Here is a 15,924-nt window from a genome sequence, read left to right on the forward strand (position 1 = left end):
ATCAGGACGATGATCCAAGCGCGCACACAAAACCGCAGGTCAGGCGCCCTTCTCAGCAGGCTCCAGGATCGCCACGCACCCCACATGATGCGTCATCGAAATCATGTCGCTGGAATTGGAGACGGGAGAAAGCACAGGTCAGGCGAGGTTTTGCTGCCTCGGGGGCGGCCAGTGAGGCAGCCGGAGCGCCGAACGAGCGTCACGGCCCGGCACGCTCCTCGGCGGCGACTGACCGTGCCGTACGGCAGCCCGTCGTCGGCGCGGACATCAGTGAACTGAACGCAGGTGAGCGGCGGTTCCGCTCCAGCCACGCCGCAACGACCGGAGACCTCGGGCTCCCGGCCGGCACAAGACGGAGTCTCCGCTGGAGCGCCGAAGTCGCCCACCAGTCTGTTGACGGCCTGCCCGAAACCGGATCAGCGGCCCCGGTAGTCGCTGGCTGGTCCCAGTGTCGCGTCAATGATGGTATTTTCTGCCGCCGATTGACCTTGCCCACGACATCTCAGGGGGACCCCGATGACCACTCCGCCGCCCGGCCAGAACCCGTACAGACACCCCGCCGCCCCGGCCCCCGCCCGCCGCTGGAGCGTCAAGCGCGTCCTCAAGGGAGTCGTCAGCGTCGTCGTGGTCGGTGTCGTCGTATACGGCGGCTACACGACCTGGTTCGGGGGCGCCGCGACCGCCAACGCGGGTGATTGCCTGCACGCCGGCAACGCGGCGGCCACCGCGGTGATATCCGTCGGCGATCCCGAGTTCGAGATCGTGGACTGCGGCACACCCGAAGCCCAGTTCAAGGTCGCCAGCCGCGCCTCCGGCACGGACGGAACCTGCGACGACCAGTACCAGCGCTACACCCAGGGCGGCGCGGGCCGGGACTTCACCCTCTGCCTCGAACCCCTCAAGTGAGCCCTCACACAACGGGGTGAGGTTCCTGGCGCCGGCCGCCGGCGCCAGGAACTTCACGGCACCGCGCCGCGCGTCGTCAGGTGCCGCAAGGTCGCCGTGGCAGTAGTGACGCTCCGTCAAAGCGACGGTATTCTGTGCGGGATGCGGATCCTTCACATATCCGACATCCACATCGGCCCCTCCGAGGCGTCCAACTCCCGCGGCATCAACGCCAGGGAGTCACTGCGCCGGATGCTCACCGACCTGGAGACCGTCCCGGACGTCGACGTCGTCGTCGTCAGCGGGGACGTCGCCGACGACGGCTCCGTGGAGGCGTACACGGCGGCGCGCCGCATGGTGCGGGGGTTCGCCCTCCGCAAACGGGCCGCCGTGGTCTTCTGCACCGGCAACCACGACGAGCGCGGGGCTTTCGCCAAGGTGCTGGGCAGCGGACACCTCGGCGCCGACGGGAGCGACCTGGCCGCGACGGTGGTCGACTCCCCCGAGGGCGAGCGTGGCGCGGCGAGCGTCATCGGCGGCCGCCGCTTCATCACGCTCGACTCACTCGTCCCCGGCAAGGTGTACGGCCGGATCGGCGCGCGCCAACTCGACTGGCTGCGCGCGGTACTGGCCGTGCCCGCGCCCCACGGGTCCGTGGTGGTCCTCCACCACCCGCCGGTTGCCCTCGGCGTCGAGGTCCAGAAAGCCCTGGGGCTGCAGAACGGCTCCGATCTGGCGGACGCCGTACGCGGCACCGATGTACGGCTCGTCCTCTCCGGCCACTTCCACCTGCAGCTCTTCGGCCACCTGGCGTCGGTCCCGGTGTGGGTGACCCCCGGGGTCCTCAGCCGCGTCGACCTCACCGGACCGCCGGGGACCGAGCGGGCCGTTCGCGGGGCCTCGGCGACCCTCGTCGACCTCGACGGTCCCCACGCCCCGCTGTTCCACGTGCTCCACGCACGTGACCCGCGGGCGGGCGAGACGGTGTACGAACTCGACCGCGAACAGCTCCGCTCGGTCATCGACCGGCTGGGCCCCGGCGCCTGATCAGGGGCCAGGAGCCGGTGCGCCAGCTCACCGTCGGCACGGTCCTGAAGCCCGGACGTACCCTGACCGTGTGCCGACGACCAATACGCGCCACAAAACCGCAGGTCAGGCGCCCTTCTCAGCAGGCTCAAGGATCGCCACGCACTCCACGTGGTGCGTCATCGGAAAGATGTCAGCCTGAACACGTCACAGAAAAGACCAGGTCAGAGCCTCCTTCTAGGCTCATCGTGCTCTGTGCGGGTACCCAGAGCGTCAAACGAGCGTCAAGACGCTACCGACTCAGGGAGGGGCCCGGGATAGGGACGAAGGCCCCGGTGTGGGCCAAGCTCCACCGCTTGGCCTACGACGAACCCGGCCCCGGGGCGAGTTGGACTGCTCCCACTGTGCGAACTGGGGACAGGAATCGGCTTCTGGGCGCCGGGAACCGGGGACCGGGACTCGACGTCGCCGGGGACCGCGGACCAGCCGTCGAACCGAGGACCGACACCACCACCGCTGGGGACCAGGGGCCGGGGACCGTACACACCAGGGACCGGGGATCCGCCAGCGAGGATCGGGAGCGTGAGGCGAAGGAGCAACGTGCCGTGGAGGAGCTGGTGGCGAAGGTTCGTCCGCACGTGCCCGCGCTGCTGAAGCGGGACGGCAACGAGGCCGTCACCCGAGTCCAACTGCATGAGATCATCCGCCGCGAAGGACTCGTGGGCGGCCGAAACGACGGCTGGGACTCGTCCTGTGTCGCAGCTGCGCAGCACGCCCACGACCACGAGCAGGAGCAATACGTGAGGACCTGCCGCCGCTTCGTCCGGATTCGCGACGAGTTCGAGCGCGAGATCGCCGCGCTGAACAGCCGCGCACACAGCCATGCCGACGAAGTGTCGGCGGAAATCAGCGCCGCCCACGCGCGAAACGCCCGACAGCAGATGGCCAAAGCGCTCGCCAAAGCACGTCAGCCGTTGCCCCGCGTGCGGCTGACTCGCCCCCGAAACCCGCAGCTCATCCCCTCATTCAGCACTCTGGTGGCCCGGCGGCATACCGGGCCACCAGCCCCTCACCTACGAAGGAGAACACCGCGCCGCAGTCCACCAGCGCCCGCCTTCGGAGAACACCTCGTCCGGGCATTCCTGCACACTTTCGTGCAGTTCGGGCTGATGACGCTCTGCGCATCAGTCAACTACACACGACCTTCCCCTCGTAGCGTAGACACCTTGACTGCAGGGGAAGTTGGGAGTCATGGCGGAGAAGAGGCCGAAGTTCCACGTGGAGTTCCGTGAGGGGGCCGTGCGGATTGTTGCGCTGGTCCGGTTGCGCCGATTGGACGCGGAGAAGAGCAAGCGGATCAGGGAGCTGGAGATGGAGCGTGATGTCCTCAAACGCTGCATGGTTCTGTGGGTGAAGTAGCTGAGGGGGAACCGGCATTGCTCGTCAGGGTGATCAGCGACTAGAGGACCGAGTACGGCATCCCGCACACCGTCGCCTGCCGCGCGTTGGGCCTGTCGGAGGCATGGTTCTACAAGTGGCGCCGGGGTCCGGCCGAGCCGACGAAACGCGAGGTCAGGAGGGCGCGATGGGAGGAGAGGATCATGCACTTCTTTCGTGAGTCGGGCGACACGTATGGCTCGCCGCGGATCACGCTGGACCTGTGGGCCGAGGGCTGGCAGGTGTCGATGAACACCGTCGCCGAGATCATGGCCGACCTGGGCTCGCAGGGCCGTAAGCCGCCGCGTCGGCGTCGCTCACTGACCCGGCAGGGCAAGAGCCGCTCCACCCACTCGCCGGGCTTGCCGTGCGAGAGGAAGCACCCACCGTACGGCTCGAAGGTGCCCTGCACGCGCTCGATGTACTCCAGAACTCGGCGTGCACCGGGAGCGTGGGACGCAGAACGGCTATGCCGTAGGCGATCATCGGCGAGCCCTCCTCGAGATCTTGTGGATATGGGCGATCCTGCCGGAGCCCGGGGAGGGCGTCGATTACCCGCTTGGTAAAGCCGCGAAACTCAGATCGTCGCCGTGTCGATCACGAAGCGGTAGCGCACGTCCGAGGCGAGGACACGCTCGTACGCCTCGTTGATCCGGCTCGCCTCGATCAGCTCGATCTCGGCACCGAGGTCGTGCTCCGCGCAGAAGTCGAGCATCTCCTGGGTCTCGGCGATGCCGCCGATCATCGAACCGGCGAGGGTCTTGTTGCCGCCGATCAAGGAGAACAGGTTCAGGGCGACGGGCTCCTCGGGGGCGCCTACGTTCACCAGGGCGCCGCCCGTCTTCAGCAGGCTCAGGTACGCGCCGAAGTCCAGGGGCGCCGACACTGTGGAGAGGATGATGTCGAAGGTACCGGCCAGGTTCTCGAAGGTGGCGGGGTCGCTGGTGGCGTAGTAGTGGTCGGCGCCCAGCTTCAGGCCGTCGTCCTTCTTGCGCAGCGACTGGGAGAGGACCGTGACCTCGGCGCCGAGGGCGTGCGCGATCTTGACGGCCATGTGGCCGAGGCCGCCCAGGCCGACCACGGCGACCTTCTTGCCGGGGGCCGCGCCCCAGTGCTTGAGCGGGGAGTACGTGGTGATGCCGGCGCAGAGCAGTGGCGCGGCCACGTCCAGGGACAGCCCGTCCGGTATGCGGACGGTGAAGTTCTCGTCGACGACGACCTTCTGTGAGTAGCCGCCGTAGGTGGGCTCGCCGTCGCGGCCGATGGCGTTGTACGTGCCGACGTTCCCGCGCATGCAGTGCTGCTCCTGCCCGGCCTTGCAGTTCTCGCACTCGCGGCAGGAGTCGACCATGCAGCCGACGCCGACCCTGTCTCCGACCTTGAACTTCGTCACGCCGGAGCCGACCTCGCCGACGACGCCGGCGATCTCGTGGCCGGGCACCATCGGGAAGATGGCCTCGCCCCAGCCCTCGCGGGCCTGGTGAATGTCGGAGTGGCAGATGCCGGCGAACTTGATGTCGATCAGGACGTCGAACTCGCCGACTGTGCGGCGCTCGATGGTGGTGCGCTCCAACGGGGCCTTGGCGCTGGGGGCGGCATATGCAGCAACAGTCGTGGTCATGCTCTCCACAGTGCCTCCTCACAGCCGGTTCACCCAGGTCACCGCTGTGCGTACATCCAGTGGTCCTGCTACTGACGGGGTCAGGCTCCTGGTCGTAGGACCGGGAATACTTGGTGTCATGGACGAGACCCCCGCCACGGACGACGGACAGGCAGCCCTCCCCGACGGCCTCGACCGCCGGGCCGAGCTCAGCGAATTCCTGCGCACCCGGCGGGCCCGGCTCAAGCCGGACGACGTGGGAATCCCCGCGCACGGGCGGCACAGGCGGGTGCCGGGGCTGCGGCGCGAGGAGCTGGCACAGCTGGCCGGGGTCTCGGTGGCCTACTACACACGGCTGGAGCAGGGCAACGGGCGCAATGTGTCGGCGGAGGTGCTCGACTCGATCGCGCGGGCCCTGCGCCTGACCGACGCCGAGCATGCGCATCTCACCCACCTCGCCAAGCCGAAGCAGCAGCGCAGCAAGTACCGGGCACCCAAGCGGCAGCAGGTGCGGGTGGCCCTGCAGCAGCTGCTCGAGTCGATGGAGGGCGTGCCCGCGTACATCGGCGGAGCACGCTCGCAGATCCTCGCCTGGAACCCAATGGCGGCGGCGCTGTTCGGCGACTGGGGCAAGCTGCCGCCCGGCGAACGCAACTGGGCGCGGCTGACCTTCCTCTCCCCCGAATACCGCGAACTGTTCCTGGACTGGGACTCCAAGGCGTCCGACATCGTCAGCTATCTGCGACAGTACGCGGGCCAGCACCCGCAGGACCCCGACCTGTCAGCACTCGTAGGTGAGCTCTCCGTCAAGAGCGAGGAATTCAGGCGGCTGTGGGCCACGCACGACGTAAAGGAGAAAGGCCACGGCGTGAAGCGGATGCGGCATCCACTGGTCGGCGACCTCACCCTTGCCTACGAGACAATGCACCTCCCGGACGACAACGAACAGTTCCTGTGCGTGTACCACGCCGAGCCCGGCTCCACGTCAGCGGAAGCCCTGCGCCTCCTCGCGAGCTGGGGCACGAACACAGTCCAGACAAACAGCCACACACCACACCCCTGAACCCCCGCGGAAACGACACCGTGTGTGCCGAGGGCGACGGTCATCGTGGTGTGGTGACGCAGGCCGGAGCGGTGCTGCTGGGGTTGCGTCCTTGGAAGTGGTGTACGGGTTCGACCCGATCCGGGGGTTTGTTTCGGCTTCAGAGATGACGCCCGCATAGATGAACGGCCACCGGCTGATCCTTCAAGACGACCAAGTCTTTGAAGGAGAGATCAGCACGATGACCGCACCTGACAGTGTGCCCCTGCACGCCCTCACGGAGGACAATCTCGCCGCGGCGAGTCCGGATCTGTTGCGCGCGATGGTCAAGACGTTCGCCGATGCGTTGATGTCTGCGGAGGCCGACGCCCTCTGCGGCGCCGAATACGGGCAGGTCAGCGACGAACGCGTCAACCACCGCAACGGCTACCGCCCGCGCGAGTGGGACACCCGGGCCGGCACCGTCGAACTCGCCATCCCCAAGCTGAGGCAGGGCAGTTACTTCCCGCACTGGCTCCTCGAACGCCGCCGCCGGGCAGAGCAGGCCCTGATCTCGGTGGTCGCCACCGCCTACCTGCTCGGCGTCTCCACCCGCCGGGTCGAGAAACTCGCAGAGTCCCTCGGAGTGACCCAGCTATCGAAGTCCCAGGTCTCGGCGATGGCCAAGCACCTCGATGAACACGTCGCCGCCTTCCGCAACCGGCCACTGGACGCCGGCCCGTACGCGTTCGTCCGGGTCGACGCCCTGCCCCAGAAGGTCCGCGAGGGCGGCCGGATCATCAACGTCCACGCGCTGATCGCGGTCGGTGTCAACGCCGACGGGCACCGCGAGATCCTCGGCATCGACGTCGCCACCGTCGAGGACGGCGCCGGCTGGCTCGCCTTCCTGCGCTCGCTCATCACCCGCGGCCTGGCCGGCGTCCAGCTCGTCATCTCCGACGCGCACACCCCGACGACGTCGGTGCGGCGGCGGATTTCCTTGTTCAGGCGTTCTTGTGGGTTGTTCGGCCAGATCTGCCGCCAGACCTCGCGCGGGAAGGCGGTGAACGCCAGCAGGTCCGACCGGGCGGCGTTCAAGTGGTCGGCGGCTTTAGGGAACTTGGCCTCCAGGGCGTCCATCAGGTGTGTCATCTGGGCGTGGACTGCGTCAGTGTCCGGCTGTTCGAAGACCGTCCGCATCAGGGTCGCGACCCACGGCTGAGCGGACTTGGGGACCTGGCAGAGCAAATTCCGGGCGTAGTGGGTGCGGCATCTCTGCCACGAGGCGCCCGGCAGGACGGCGCCGATCGCATTCACCAGCCCGGTGGCCGCCCAGCCCGTCGCGGCCCAGCGCGTGGCAACGTGGGTGACGAGCGACGCGAGCCGGAACGCTGTCGCGGTCAGTAGGTGGCCAGGGAGATGGCGACGTAGTGCGCGGTGAAGGCGGCCACGGTCAGCGCGTGGAACACCTCGTGGAAGCCGAACCAGCGGGGCGAGGGGTCGGGTCGCTGGAGGGCATAGACGACCGCGCCCGCGCTGTAGAGGAGACCGCCGGCCACGATCAGGGCGAGTACGGCCGCTCCGCCGGTGTGCAAGAAGTCGGGCAGGTAGCTCACCGGTGCCCACCCCAGGGCCAGGTAGCACGGGGTGTACAGCCAGCGCGGAGCTGCGACCCACAGGACCCGGAACGCGATGCCGGCCAATGCGCCCGCCCACACGATCCACAGCAGCACGGACCGCTGTTCCGGCGGGAGGAGGAGCACGGCCAGGGGGGTGCAGGTGCCGGCGATGATCAGGAAGATGTTGGCATGGTCGAGACGTCGCAGAAGAGCCTCGCCCAGCGGCCCCCAGGTGCCGCGGTGGTAGATGGCGCTCGTTGCGAACAACAGCCAGGCGGTGACCGAGTACACGGCGCAGGCCACGGCCGCCTGCGGGGTACGAGCCAGGCAGATGAGCACGATGCCTGCGATCAGTGCGGCGGGGACCATTCCGGCATGCAGCCAGCCACGCAACCTCGGCTTGATCGGTTCGGCCAGGTCTGCCACCCGCTCCACCAGAGCGGCAACCGAGTAAGCGTTCCCCCCTGCATAGTCACCTTGTGATCCGCAGGGCAGCCCGTCTTCACGGCATTCTCCACGCACTGAGGCGACGTGAATGTATTCGGCTTCAGCAGCGTCGCGAGACACAGCCTCTCGTCCCCCCTCGGACTCCTGGGCATCACCGGCAATCATGCGGTCATGCTAGGAGACCTCACCCAGACAGCATTCTGGGAGGTCGGTCTCGAACCCCAGGCCCACATCGCCGGGCATGGGCTGCTTCGCCGCCGCGTGAACCCCAGCCCCGTTGATCCTGCCGCCAATTGAGTCTGCCGAAGCCGAGTAGATCGGCTGGTCATGGCAACGATCAGGGCTCCCGAACGGCTCCCGAACGGGCATCTCCGCTCGCTTACGCACAAGGATCGCCGATGCTTCCTGAGGTCCGCCCCCACGTATCCAGCACCCTCGCAGACCAGTTGGAACACCAATTGGGCCTGGCCCCGCATCTCGAAGCCAGCCACCTCAAGGTGGAGGGCGTCGCCGGCATCGCAGTCGTCGCAGCTGCCCACTCCGACGGCTATGCGGCCACCGGCCATCTTCTCGGCCTGCTGGCCGCGCTACCTGCCCCCACCACGGCAGGAGAACGGTTCTGGTCGGACCTGTGGACGTCCTCGGGCACCGCGTACCTGCTACCCGTCAACATCAAGGCTCTGGTGCTGCGTTCCCTGGCAGGAGAGGGAACCGCCCTGGCCCGACAGATCCTCTCGGCTGTCGATGAGATGACCCCGCCCCAGCGCATCGCAGCCGGGGAGGTGATCGGTCAAGCCCTTGTCGAGTCCGACCATTTTCCCGACCTCAAGACACAGGTCATCGGAGAACTGTGGCTCCGAGATCTCGAGCTCACCGCCTGGCGCGTCCTGCATGCGGACCGCAGATGGGACGATCCGGCTGGACGGAAAGCTTTCGTCGACGCCTGGACGAGCGTCTGAACGTCTGCTCCTCCAAGCTGCACGACAGCCGTGCAGGGCATGCGGCGCCCGAGCCCGACGACGCTTGAAGCGACTGAGGTCAGGAAGTTCCGGGCCGAGGTCGCACCGGCCCCGCGCCTCAACCGATCAGGGCCGCACAGCAATGGCTGCGCGGCCCTGATCCTGTGCACGCCCGGCGCGAGAGCAGGCGCCTTCGTCCGGGTGAGCGGCACGGCCCACACGGGCGGCGGTCACCGGACGCGTGTGTGTGACCCCTCGTGCAAGGTCGAGAGGTCAGGCCGGGTTGATGTTCTCGGCCTGCGGGCCCTTCTGGCCCTGGGTGACGTCGAACGTCACGGCCTGGCCCTCCTGGAGCTCACGGAAGCCCGAGGAGTTGATCGCGGAGTAGTGCGCGAAGACATCCGGGCCGCCGCCGTCCTGCGCGATGAAACCGAAGCCCTTCTCCGCGTTGAACCACTTCACAGTTCCCGTTGCCATGTCTTATGCCTTCCAGTCGATGAACGCCTCCCACTCCATGTGGAAGGCAGAGGTGATCGCCCTGGTTCCTGCGGCACAGCACAGCAAAGCGCCCACACCAAAGGCGTGGGCAAGGGAGAATTCCGAACCACGACAGCTGACGCAGACGCTACACGCCCACACACCGCGTCACCATAGGAAACGATCACGCCTCACACCGAGATCGTGCGTGCGGTGCCCGCCGACGCTGACGGGCACGCTCATCTCATGCAGCTGCCGTTGGGTTTGGTGATTCGGCGGTGCGGCGGTGTTCGGCGTTGATGCGCTGGGCTTCTTCGAGCTGGTCTTCGAGGATGACGATGCGGCAGGCGGCCTCGATGGGGGTGCCCTGGTCGACGAGTTCCCGGGCGCGTGCGGCGATGCGCAGCTGGTAGCGGGAGTAGCGGCGGTGGCCGCCCGCGGATCGGAGCGGGGTGATGAGGCGGGCTTCGCCGATGGCGCGGAGGAAGCTCTGGGTGGTGCCGAGCATTTCGGCGGCCCGGCCCATGGTGTAGGCGGGGTAGTCGTCGTCGTCGAGACGGCCGTACGAGTCGTCTGCTGTCATTGCACCTCTCTGTGGAACGTGTGGAGGGGCCCTGGTGCCGTACTGGCACCAGGGCCCCGAAGGAACTGCTACACCATCTGCCGGCCCTGATACTGCGCCGGCCCTCTGTTTCCGCGGACCCGACCGGAATGCTGTCGGGGGTGCGGGGATCGCGGTTGCTTGACCGGAGACCACCTCACTATCGATGTCCTGCGGTACCCGGGTCCAAGACTTCCGCCCGGGCGATCCTGATGGTGCCTGGCTCCTCCGTTCTTCCCTCTGGGATCAATCACTTACCAAGCGGGGTACTGCGTACTGCTGGTGATGCGAACTACCCAGTGGCCTGCGACAGCGCCACTCTTCGGCAGCCAGCCCCGTCGCCCGTCCTGCATCTGCTTTGGCTTAGAACCCCACTGCCGAACCTCCCGGTGCGCGCGTCCGCAGCCGACGCCTTCACCGAGGAACCAATGACAACCACGCTGCTGGTACTAGGAACTGCACTTACACAACTGCTACTGCACTACTGCTCACGGCGGCCCCTGATCACTGCGGGCCACCCGGTCCGGCCGTCAGCCCCGTCACCAACAGCCCTGGCTTCGGAACTCCACCACCGCACCGTCCTGCGCACTGCAACTGCGTGTACTACTGCCCGGCAGTTCGTCTCTGCCGGGCCTTGCTGATCTCGGCTACGAGAGAAACCATAGCCACACCACCACCCAATGTCTACTCCAGCGGGCATAGATTTCCGCGCACTCGAAGATGAGGTAATCCGCGTCGACCGGTCTATGGATGGTTCAAGCGGCTCCGAAGCTCAGTCCGGCGCCCGGAGTGACGCACAGCCGCGCAGCACGTCGGGCTGAGCGTGACGTCGCCGACTGCGCCGCGGCTACCGTCGGCGGGCACCGGCCAACACTGGGCAGTGACTGACACACCGACCGGGGACGGACGTTTCCGGCCGTATCACCCCACAGGTCTGCCGTTGACGGGCGTGGCACAAGGACCTGCGCCGCCCTCGACGATCCCGGCCCGATGATCGAGCAGCTCGTGGAAGCGTGCGTGCAGGCGCCGCGATCCGCAGCCTGGCGCTCCTGCTGCCGCGTCAGTGCCTTGTCGAGGATCTGTTTACTCGTCCCGCGGTCACTCTCGTGCTCGCCCGGCCGGTGGCATCGCCGGGGATGGGCCGCCTGCTCGAATCGGCGCGAGCCCACGACTCGGGCAGGCCGTGGGCCGGCATCGTGACACGGGCGCACGGCAGCGTGCGGCCACGCGTCGACTGTGGTCCTCAGTCCCCTTCGGCAAGCACTGTGGCTCTGCCGGGTTGGCGGGTGGAGGGGCGGGGCACAAGGGTCGGGTAAGCGAAGGCCGGGCATGGACGATCCACAGACCAGGGTGACCCTGATGAACATGATGACCGTCAATGCCACAACCGCCCGTTCCACGGGAGCCGTTGCCGACGCGCGTGACGCGGCTCGGGCCTTCCTCGAAGGCTTGCGGCAGCCGGCCGTGGCCCCTGACGCCGCGGACTCCGTGGTCCTGGTCGTGTCCGAGCTCGTCACCAACGCCCTGCGCCACGGCGGGGGCACCTGCACATTGGAACTGACTGCGCACCCCGACACCATCGAGGTGGCCGTCCACGACCCCAGCCGGCATGCGCCGCGCATGCGCACCCCTGACCTGAACGGCGGCACCGGGGGCTTCGGCTGGCCCATGGTCAACCGACTCGCCCGCGCCACCGCGGTCACCCGCCGGGCCTCCGGCGGCAAAACCGTGAGCGCGCATCTTGCCTGGTAGCGCCACCGGTCAAGCAGCCGGATGGCCGGTGAATATAATCTGCCTCATGTCGAAGCCTGACGAGCTGCTCTTTGACGTCGCTGCCCTGGTGGAGTCCGGGCAGAGCAATCAGATGTCCCTGACCGTAGTCACCGGTGGTGCTGTCATCACCGGTCGGCTGGCTCCCGAAGCCGTGTGGAGGCTGAGGGTGTCGGAGGTGCTGACGGACTCCGACCGCCTGGGAGAGTTCTCCTCCATCTTCGACGCCCCCACGAAGAAGGACGGGCCGCCCACGCATCTGCACTTCCATGTCGCCCGGATCCTGCAGGGCACGGTGGGCATCCCGGAGACGGGCGGGATGTACCGGGTCGCGATCGAGGACGTCAGCGCCTGGACCGTGGGCGACTTCAGCTATTCCGACCACTGAGCAAACCAGTGCGGCGGGAACCCGTCGCACGCAGTGTGGGCCCGACCGGCGCGCCGGTCGGGCCCACTGCCGTTCAGGTGTCGACTCGTGCCTGTTCCGTCGGTCAGACGGATACGGGAGTGCCGAGCATCGCGGAAGCTCGCTGGAGCGAGCTGAGGATGCGCACGGGTGCGGCCTCGGGGAGGGTGCGGCAGGTGAAGCCGAGCTGAGTCATGGCCCGGAGTACCTCGGCGGCGCTGAAGTCACGGCGGTCCTGGCGGGTGACGACCTGGCCGACCTGCTTGACGGGGTAGCGGCGGCGGCCGATGGTCACGGATTCGCCGGTGCCCGGTTCGGGCTTGATGCCCTTCATCGATTCCAGCACGCCGCTCTTGGTGAGCTCGAAGGGGAAGCGGGCGATGACGCAGCGCATGTGGCCTCACAGGGAGAAGGGGGAAAACGGTCCGACCAGGGTGAGGCGCTTCAGCGAGAGAGGGCGAGGATGCCCAGGGCGCTGCCTTGCTCCTCGACCACCGGCAGGGCACCGAGCCGGAGGCAGTGCATCGCGTGCTCGGCTTCGGCCGCAGTGGTCACGGGTGAGGTGAACGCGCCGTGGTCGCCGAGGATGTCGCGCAGGCGGACACGGTCCGTGTAAGCGGAGCTGTCACAAACGGCAGCCAGTTCGGTCTGGGTGACCAGGCCGGTGCGCAGGCCGTCCTGGTCGCAGACGACCAGTCGACCCGTGCGGGCGGCGGCCATGACGGACAGCGCCACCTCGACGCTCATGTCGTCACAGACCTGCGGTCCGGCCGCGTCCATGGTGTCGGCCACCGTCCTGTGCACGGGAGTGGCGCCCGCCGGGCGGGCTTGCATCTGAACCAGCGTCAAAATGTGCCTCCTGCAGAAGTGGGTCAGTTCCCTGATCACGAACGTTCTAGGCCGCCGCGTCGAAGGAGGACTGCCGTACGGTCACGCGCCGGGCCGCCGAAGCGGGGCTGCGTCGGCCTCGGGAGGCCGCGCTGCGGCTGCGCGGACGCCGCTCGGCCACCGGCGCGGTGATCGTCACGGGAATGCCGGAGGGGGGCTGGGCGCCGGTAATACGGCTGAGTGCCTCTTCCCCGGAGCGGACCTGGGTGGTCCGGGGCACGATGCCGGCGGCTGCCATGAGGCGGGTCATGTCGCGGCGCTGGTTGGGGGTGACCAGGGTGACGACGCTGCCGGACTCGCCGGCCCGCGCGGTGCGGCCGCCGCGGTGCAGGTAGTCCTTGTGGTCGGTCGGCGGGTCGACGTTGACGACGAGGTCGAGGTTGTCGACGTGGATACCGCGCGCCGCGACGTTCGTCGCGACGAGCACGGTGACGTGCCCGGTCTTGAACTGGGACAGGGTCCGGGTCCGCTGCGGCTGCGACTTCCCGCCGTGCAGCGCGGCGGCCCGCACCCCGCTGTTCAGCAGGTCCTGCGTCAGCCGGTCGACGGCGTGCTTGGTGTCCAGGAACATGATCACCCGGCCTTCGCGCGCCGCGATCTCCGTCGTCGTCCGGTGCTTGTCGGCGCCGTGGACGTGCAGGACGTGGTGCTCCATCGTGGTGACCGCGCCTGCGGACGGGTCGACGGAGTGGACCACCGGGTCGGTGAGGTAGCGGCGGACCAGGAGGTCGACGTTGCGGTCGAGGGTGGCGGAGAACAACATGCGCTGGCCCTCGGGGCGGACCTGGTCCAGGAGTGCGGTGACCTGGGGCATGAAGCCCATGTCGGCCATCTGGTCGGCCTCGTCGAGGACGGTGATCGCGACCTGGTTCAGCCGGCAGTCACCCCGGTCGATGAGGTCCTTCAGGCGGCCCGGCGTCGCGACGACGACTTCGGCGCCACCGCGCAGTGCGTTGACCTGCCTGCCGATCGGCATTCCGCCGACGACGGTGGCCAGGCGCAGCCTCACCGAGCGGGCGTAGGGGGTGAGGGCGTCGGTCACCTGTTGTGCCAGCTCACGCGTCGGTACGAGGATCAGGGCCAGCGGCTGGCAGGGCTCGGCGCGCTGTCCGGCGGTGCGGGCCAGCAGGGCCAGGCCGAAGGCGAGGGTCTTGCCTGAGCCGGTGCGCCCGCGACCGAGGACGTCGCGGCCCGCGAGGGTGTTGGGCAGGGTCGCGCCCTGGATCGGGAACGGGATGCGCATGCCTTGTGCGATGAGCGAGGCCAGCAGCCGCTCGGGCATGTCGAGGTCGGCGAACGCCTCGACGGCGGGCAGCGCTGGGGTGATCGTCTCGGGCAGGGCGAACTCGCCCTGGGCCGCCGCGGGCCGCCGACCCTGGCCGCCCATGCGGCTCGGCCCTCCGGAACGGCGCGGGGCGGGCGAGCCGAAGCGGCTGCCCCGGGGCGAACCGGCGCCGGAGCCAACAGCGGGACCGCCGGTCCGGCTGCGGGTGCGGGAGGAGCGGTTGTTCGTACGTGAGGGGTTCATTCAGAACCTTCCTTGATACGGCACGTATCAAGGAATTCTCGCAGCAGAGGAACAGCGCGGGGAATCACAAGAACGGGCCGAACGAAATGCGAAAGCAGATCTGGCCTGCGGTGACTCCGGCACAAATGCAGGCAATGAAGCGGGTAACGTCATGCGGACGTTAAATCCCGGACGGCTACGGGCGCATCTTTAAAGAGGCCCGCGTTCTTGGAAAAAGGTCCGTAGGTGTCGTTGCGGCACAGGGGAAGCCCCAGGGAATGACCGTAGGTGGGGCCCGGCCCGCACCCCGAGGGATGCGGGCCCCAGCTACGGAGTGCGCGTCAGCGTCAGGCGGGAACGATGTTCTCGGCCGTCGGGCCCTTCTGGCCCGGCGCGATGTCGAAGGTGACCTTCTGACCTTCGAGCAGCTCACGGAAGCCCTCAGCCGCGATGTTCGAGAAGTGGGCGAACACGTCAGCGCCGCCACCGTCCTGCTCGATGAAGCCGAAACCCTTGGCCGCGTTGAACCACTTCACTGTGCCAGACGCCATGTCATATCTCCTTGTGGGGCAGTACGCCGAGACCCGCAATCCACGGATACCGGGTCGCCGCGATGATGCCCCGCCCGGAAAATGACCGGAAATACAAAACGCTTCCCGCGGCCGAAAAGCCCGGCGGAAGCGTTGAAGTTTTTGGGAACCACGACTGCAACTAGGAGCGACAGTAGCATGCGGTAGTGACCTGTGTACGGTTAATAATTCCGCTCTGTTCGTTGCAGCAAACACACTGTCCGCGCGGCGCATAAAACTCTCGTCTCGCGGTCATAGATATTGGCCCACCCAAAATGCAGCTTTCCAGAAAGGGCGGTCGCTGTTTACGGCTCGGAAGGCACAATTATTGCGGGTGGCACCGCCCTGCAACATCACCCCCATCAGCCCGTACGCCGGTCCCGACGCAGATCAGCGCCGCGCAGCGCTCTCACCAGTGCCCCAGATCCCACCACCGTCGACTGAGACTGAAGGGGGCGATGTCTCGGCCCGGGGCCTCTTCTGGCCCTGGGTGACGTCGAACGTCACGGCCTGGCCTTCCTGGAACTCACGTAAGCCCGCGGGCTGATCGCCCTACGGTGGGCGAACACGTCCGAGCCGCCGCTGTCCGGGCGATGAAGCCGCAGCCCCTCTGCGCGTTAAACCACTTCACAGTTCCCGCGGCCCTTGCCTCACGCCCTCCTGTCGATGAATGCGTCCTACGACATGCGGCAGACGAAGGCGGCCACCCTGG

At 67.9% G+C, this 15,924-nt stretch carries 17 protein-coding genes and 3 pseudogenes; 10 read left to right on the forward strand and 10 right to left on the reverse strand.

What is annotated here, in order from left to right; translation table 11 throughout:
• Positions 1–516 precede the first annotated feature (516 nt).
• The 5 genes from OHB49_RS12225 to OHB49_RS45835 all read left to right on the forward strand — a co-directional run bounded on the left by OHB49_RS12225 (position 517) and on the right by OHB49_RS45835 (position 3,914).
• Positions 517–906 carry an LppU/SCO3897 family protein gene (locus OHB49_RS12225; RefSeq protein ID WP_329160218.1) on the forward strand — a complete coding sequence of 130 codons (390 nt, stop codon included), beginning with the start codon at positions 517–519 and terminating at the stop codon, positions 904–906.
• Positions 907–1,047: 141 nt separating this feature from the next.
• Entirely contained in the window at positions 1,048–1,932 is an 885-nt protein-coding gene (locus OHB49_RS12230) for a metallophosphoesterase family protein (RefSeq protein ID WP_329160220.1), read from the forward strand.
• Positions 1,933–2,516: 584 nt separating this feature from the next.
• Positions 2,517–3,203: a hypothetical protein gene (locus tag OHB49_RS12235; protein WP_329160221.1), complete on the forward strand. Its 687-nt coding sequence runs from the start codon at positions 2,517–2,519 to the stop codon at positions 3,201–3,203.
• On the forward strand, positions 3,163–3,330 hold the full coding sequence (locus OHB49_RS12240) for a hypothetical protein (protein ID WP_329160222.1): 168 nt from the start codon (positions 3,163–3,165) through the stop codon (positions 3,328–3,330). The genes OHB49_RS12235 and OHB49_RS12240 overlap by 41 nt, the downstream gene beginning before the upstream one ends.
• 182 nt (positions 3,331–3,512) lie before the next feature.
• Positions 3,513–3,914: an IS3 family transposase gene (locus OHB49_RS45835; protein WP_443079520.1), complete on the forward strand. Its 402-nt coding sequence runs from the start codon at positions 3,513–3,515 to the stop codon at positions 3,912–3,914.
• Between the two features lie 11 nt (positions 3,915–3,925).
• Here the strand turns inward: OHB49_RS45835 and OHB49_RS12245 are convergent, their stop codons facing one another.
• Positions 3,926–4,969: an NAD(P)-dependent alcohol dehydrogenase gene (locus OHB49_RS12245; RefSeq protein ID WP_329160224.1), complete on the reverse strand. Its 1,044-nt coding sequence runs from the start codon at positions 4,967–4,969 to the stop codon at positions 3,926–3,928.
• A 118-nt stretch (positions 4,970–5,087) separates the two neighbouring features.
• On the opposite strand from OHB49_RS12245, the gene OHB49_RS12250 reads away from it, so the two are divergent.
• Positions 5,088–6,011, forward strand: a complete 924-nt coding sequence (locus OHB49_RS12250) for a helix-turn-helix transcriptional regulator (RefSeq protein ID WP_329160226.1) — start codon at positions 5,088–5,090, stop codon at positions 6,009–6,011.
• 220 nt (positions 6,012–6,231) lie between these two features.
• Positions 6,232–6,936, forward strand: a pseudogene (locus OHB49_RS12255) (IS256 family transposase); the annotation flags it as partial.
• On the opposite strand, the pseudogene OHB49_RS12260 reads toward OHB49_RS12255, so the two are convergent.
• Together OHB49_RS12260 and trhA are read right to left on the reverse strand one after the other, a co-directional pair.
• Positions 6,936–7,310, reverse strand: a pseudogene (locus OHB49_RS12260) (transposase); the annotation flags it as partial. The pseudogenes OHB49_RS12255 and OHB49_RS12260 sit on opposite strands and share 1 nt — an antisense overlap.
• Positions 7,311–7,369: 59 nt before the next feature.
• On the reverse strand, positions 7,370–8,155 hold the full coding sequence (gene trhA / locus OHB49_RS12265; protein WP_443079655.1) for a PAQR family membrane homeostasis protein TrhA: 786 nt from the start codon (positions 8,153–8,155) through the stop codon (positions 7,370–7,372).
• 278 nt (positions 8,156–8,433) lie between these two features.
• On the opposite strand from trhA, the gene OHB49_RS12270 reads away from it, so the two are divergent.
• Positions 8,434–8,994: a hypothetical protein gene (locus OHB49_RS12270; RefSeq protein ID WP_329160228.1), complete on the forward strand. Its 561-nt coding sequence runs from the start codon at positions 8,434–8,436 to the stop codon at positions 8,992–8,994.
• 273 nt (positions 8,995–9,267) lie between these two features.
• On the opposite strand, the gene OHB49_RS12275 is transcribed toward OHB49_RS12270, so the two are convergent.
• Together OHB49_RS12275 and OHB49_RS12280 are read right to left on the reverse strand one after the other, a co-directional pair.
• A complete protein-coding gene (locus OHB49_RS12275) occupies positions 9,268–9,471 on the reverse strand; it encodes a cold-shock protein (protein ID WP_019072426.1) in 204 nt (67 codons plus the stop codon).
• Positions 9,472–9,715: 244 nt separating this feature from the next.
• Entirely contained in the window at positions 9,716–10,054 is a 339-nt protein-coding gene (locus OHB49_RS12280; RefSeq protein WP_326792779.1) for a helix-turn-helix domain-containing protein, read from the reverse strand.
• A 1,377-nt stretch (positions 10,055–11,431) separates the two neighbouring features.
• Between OHB49_RS12280 and OHB49_RS12285 the strand changes: the two genes are divergently transcribed.
• Together OHB49_RS12285 and OHB49_RS12290 are read left to right on the forward strand one after the other, a co-directional pair.
• A complete protein-coding gene (locus OHB49_RS12285; RefSeq protein ID WP_329166451.1) occupies positions 11,432–11,824 on the forward strand; it encodes an ATP-binding protein in 393 nt (130 codons plus the stop codon).
• A gap of 46 nt (positions 11,825–11,870) precedes the next feature.
• Positions 11,871–12,230, forward strand: coding sequence for a hypothetical protein (locus tag OHB49_RS12290; RefSeq protein ID WP_329160231.1), 360 nt, complete (start codon positions 11,871–11,873; stop codon positions 12,228–12,230).
• A 103-nt stretch (positions 12,231–12,333) separates the two neighbouring features.
• Here the strand turns inward: OHB49_RS12290 and OHB49_RS12295 are convergent, their stop codons facing one another.
• The 5 genes and pseudogenes from OHB49_RS12295 to OHB49_RS12315 form a co-directional block, all read right to left on the reverse strand.
• On the reverse strand, positions 12,334–12,642 hold the full coding sequence (locus OHB49_RS12295; RefSeq protein ID WP_030980872.1) for an SCO5918 family protein: 309 nt from the start codon (positions 12,640–12,642) through the stop codon (positions 12,334–12,336).
• Between the two features lie 50 nt (positions 12,643–12,692).
• Positions 12,693–13,097, reverse strand: a complete 405-nt coding sequence (locus OHB49_RS12300; RefSeq protein WP_329160233.1) for a CBS domain-containing protein — start codon at positions 13,095–13,097, stop codon at positions 12,693–12,695.
• Positions 13,098–13,143: 46 nt separating this feature from the next.
• Positions 13,144–14,664, reverse strand: a complete 1,521-nt coding sequence (locus tag OHB49_RS12305; protein WP_329160234.1) for a DEAD/DEAH box helicase — start codon at positions 14,662–14,664, stop codon at positions 13,144–13,146.
• A 326-nt stretch (positions 14,665–14,990) separates the two neighbouring features.
• The gene (locus OHB49_RS12310; RefSeq protein WP_030980875.1) at positions 14,991–15,194 is read right to left on the reverse strand and encodes a cold-shock protein; all 204 of its coding nucleotides are present in this window, start codon (positions 15,192–15,194) and stop codon (positions 14,991–14,993) included.
• A 465-nt stretch (positions 15,195–15,659) separates the two neighbouring features.
• Positions 15,660–15,843, reverse strand: a pseudogene (locus OHB49_RS12315) (cold-shock protein); the annotation flags it as partial.
• Between the last annotated feature and the right edge of the window lie 81 nt (positions 15,844–15,924).

Source organism: Streptomyces sp. NBC_01717, from assembly GCF_036248255.1.
Lineage (GTDB): Bacteria > Actinomycetota > Actinomycetes > Streptomycetales > Streptomycetaceae > Streptomyces.

Excerpts from the sequence above, each read along its gene's own strand:
- OHB49_RS12240 (WP_329160222.1), top strand. The coding sequence starts at position 3,163 with ATGGCGGAGAAGAGGCCGAAGTTCCACGTGGAGTTCCGTGAGGGGGCC.
- OHB49_RS12250 (WP_329160226.1), top strand. The coding sequence starts at position 5,088 with ATGGACGAGACCCCCGCCACGGACGACGGACAGGCAGCCCTCCCCGAC.
- OHB49_RS45835 (WP_443079520.1), top strand. The coding sequence starts at position 3,513 with ATGCACTTCTTTCGTGAGTCGGGCGACACGTATGGCTCGCCGCGGATC.
- OHB49_RS12230 (WP_329160220.1), top strand. The coding sequence starts at position 1,048 with ATGCGGATCCTTCACATATCCGACATCCACATCGGCCCCTCCGAGGCG.
- OHB49_RS12280 (WP_326792779.1), bottom strand. The coding sequence starts at position 10,054 with ATGACAGCAGACGACTCGTACGGCCGTCTCGACGACGACGACTACCCC.
- OHB49_RS12275 (WP_019072426.1), bottom strand. The coding sequence starts at position 9,471 with ATGGCAACGGGAACTGTGAAGTGGTTCAACGCGGAGAAGGGCTTCGGT.
- OHB49_RS12310 (WP_030980875.1), bottom strand. The coding sequence starts at position 15,194 with ATGGCGTCTGGCACAGTGAAGTGGTTCAACGCGGCCAAGGGTTTCGGC.
- OHB49_RS12270 (WP_329160228.1), top strand. The coding sequence starts at position 8,434 with ATGCTTCCTGAGGTCCGCCCCCACGTATCCAGCACCCTCGCAGACCAG.
- OHB49_RS12295 (WP_030980872.1), bottom strand. The coding sequence starts at position 12,642 with ATGCGCTGCGTCATCGCCCGCTTCCCCTTCGAGCTCACCAAGAGCGGC.
- OHB49_RS12305 (WP_329160234.1), bottom strand. The coding sequence starts at position 14,664 with ATGAACCCCTCACGTACGAACAACCGCTCCTCCCGCACCCGCAGCCGG.
- OHB49_RS12245 (WP_329160224.1), bottom strand. The coding sequence starts at position 4,969 with ATGACCACGACTGTTGCTGCATATGCCGCCCCCAGCGCCAAGGCCCCG.
- OHB49_RS12285 (WP_329166451.1), top strand. The coding sequence starts at position 11,432 with ATGAACATGATGACCGTCAATGCCACAACCGCCCGTTCCACGGGAGCC.
- OHB49_RS12290 (WP_329160231.1), top strand. The coding sequence starts at position 11,871 with ATGTCGAAGCCTGACGAGCTGCTCTTTGACGTCGCTGCCCTGGTGGAG.
- OHB49_RS12225 (WP_329160218.1), top strand. The coding sequence starts at position 517 with ATGACCACTCCGCCGCCCGGCCAGAACCCGTACAGACACCCCGCCGCC.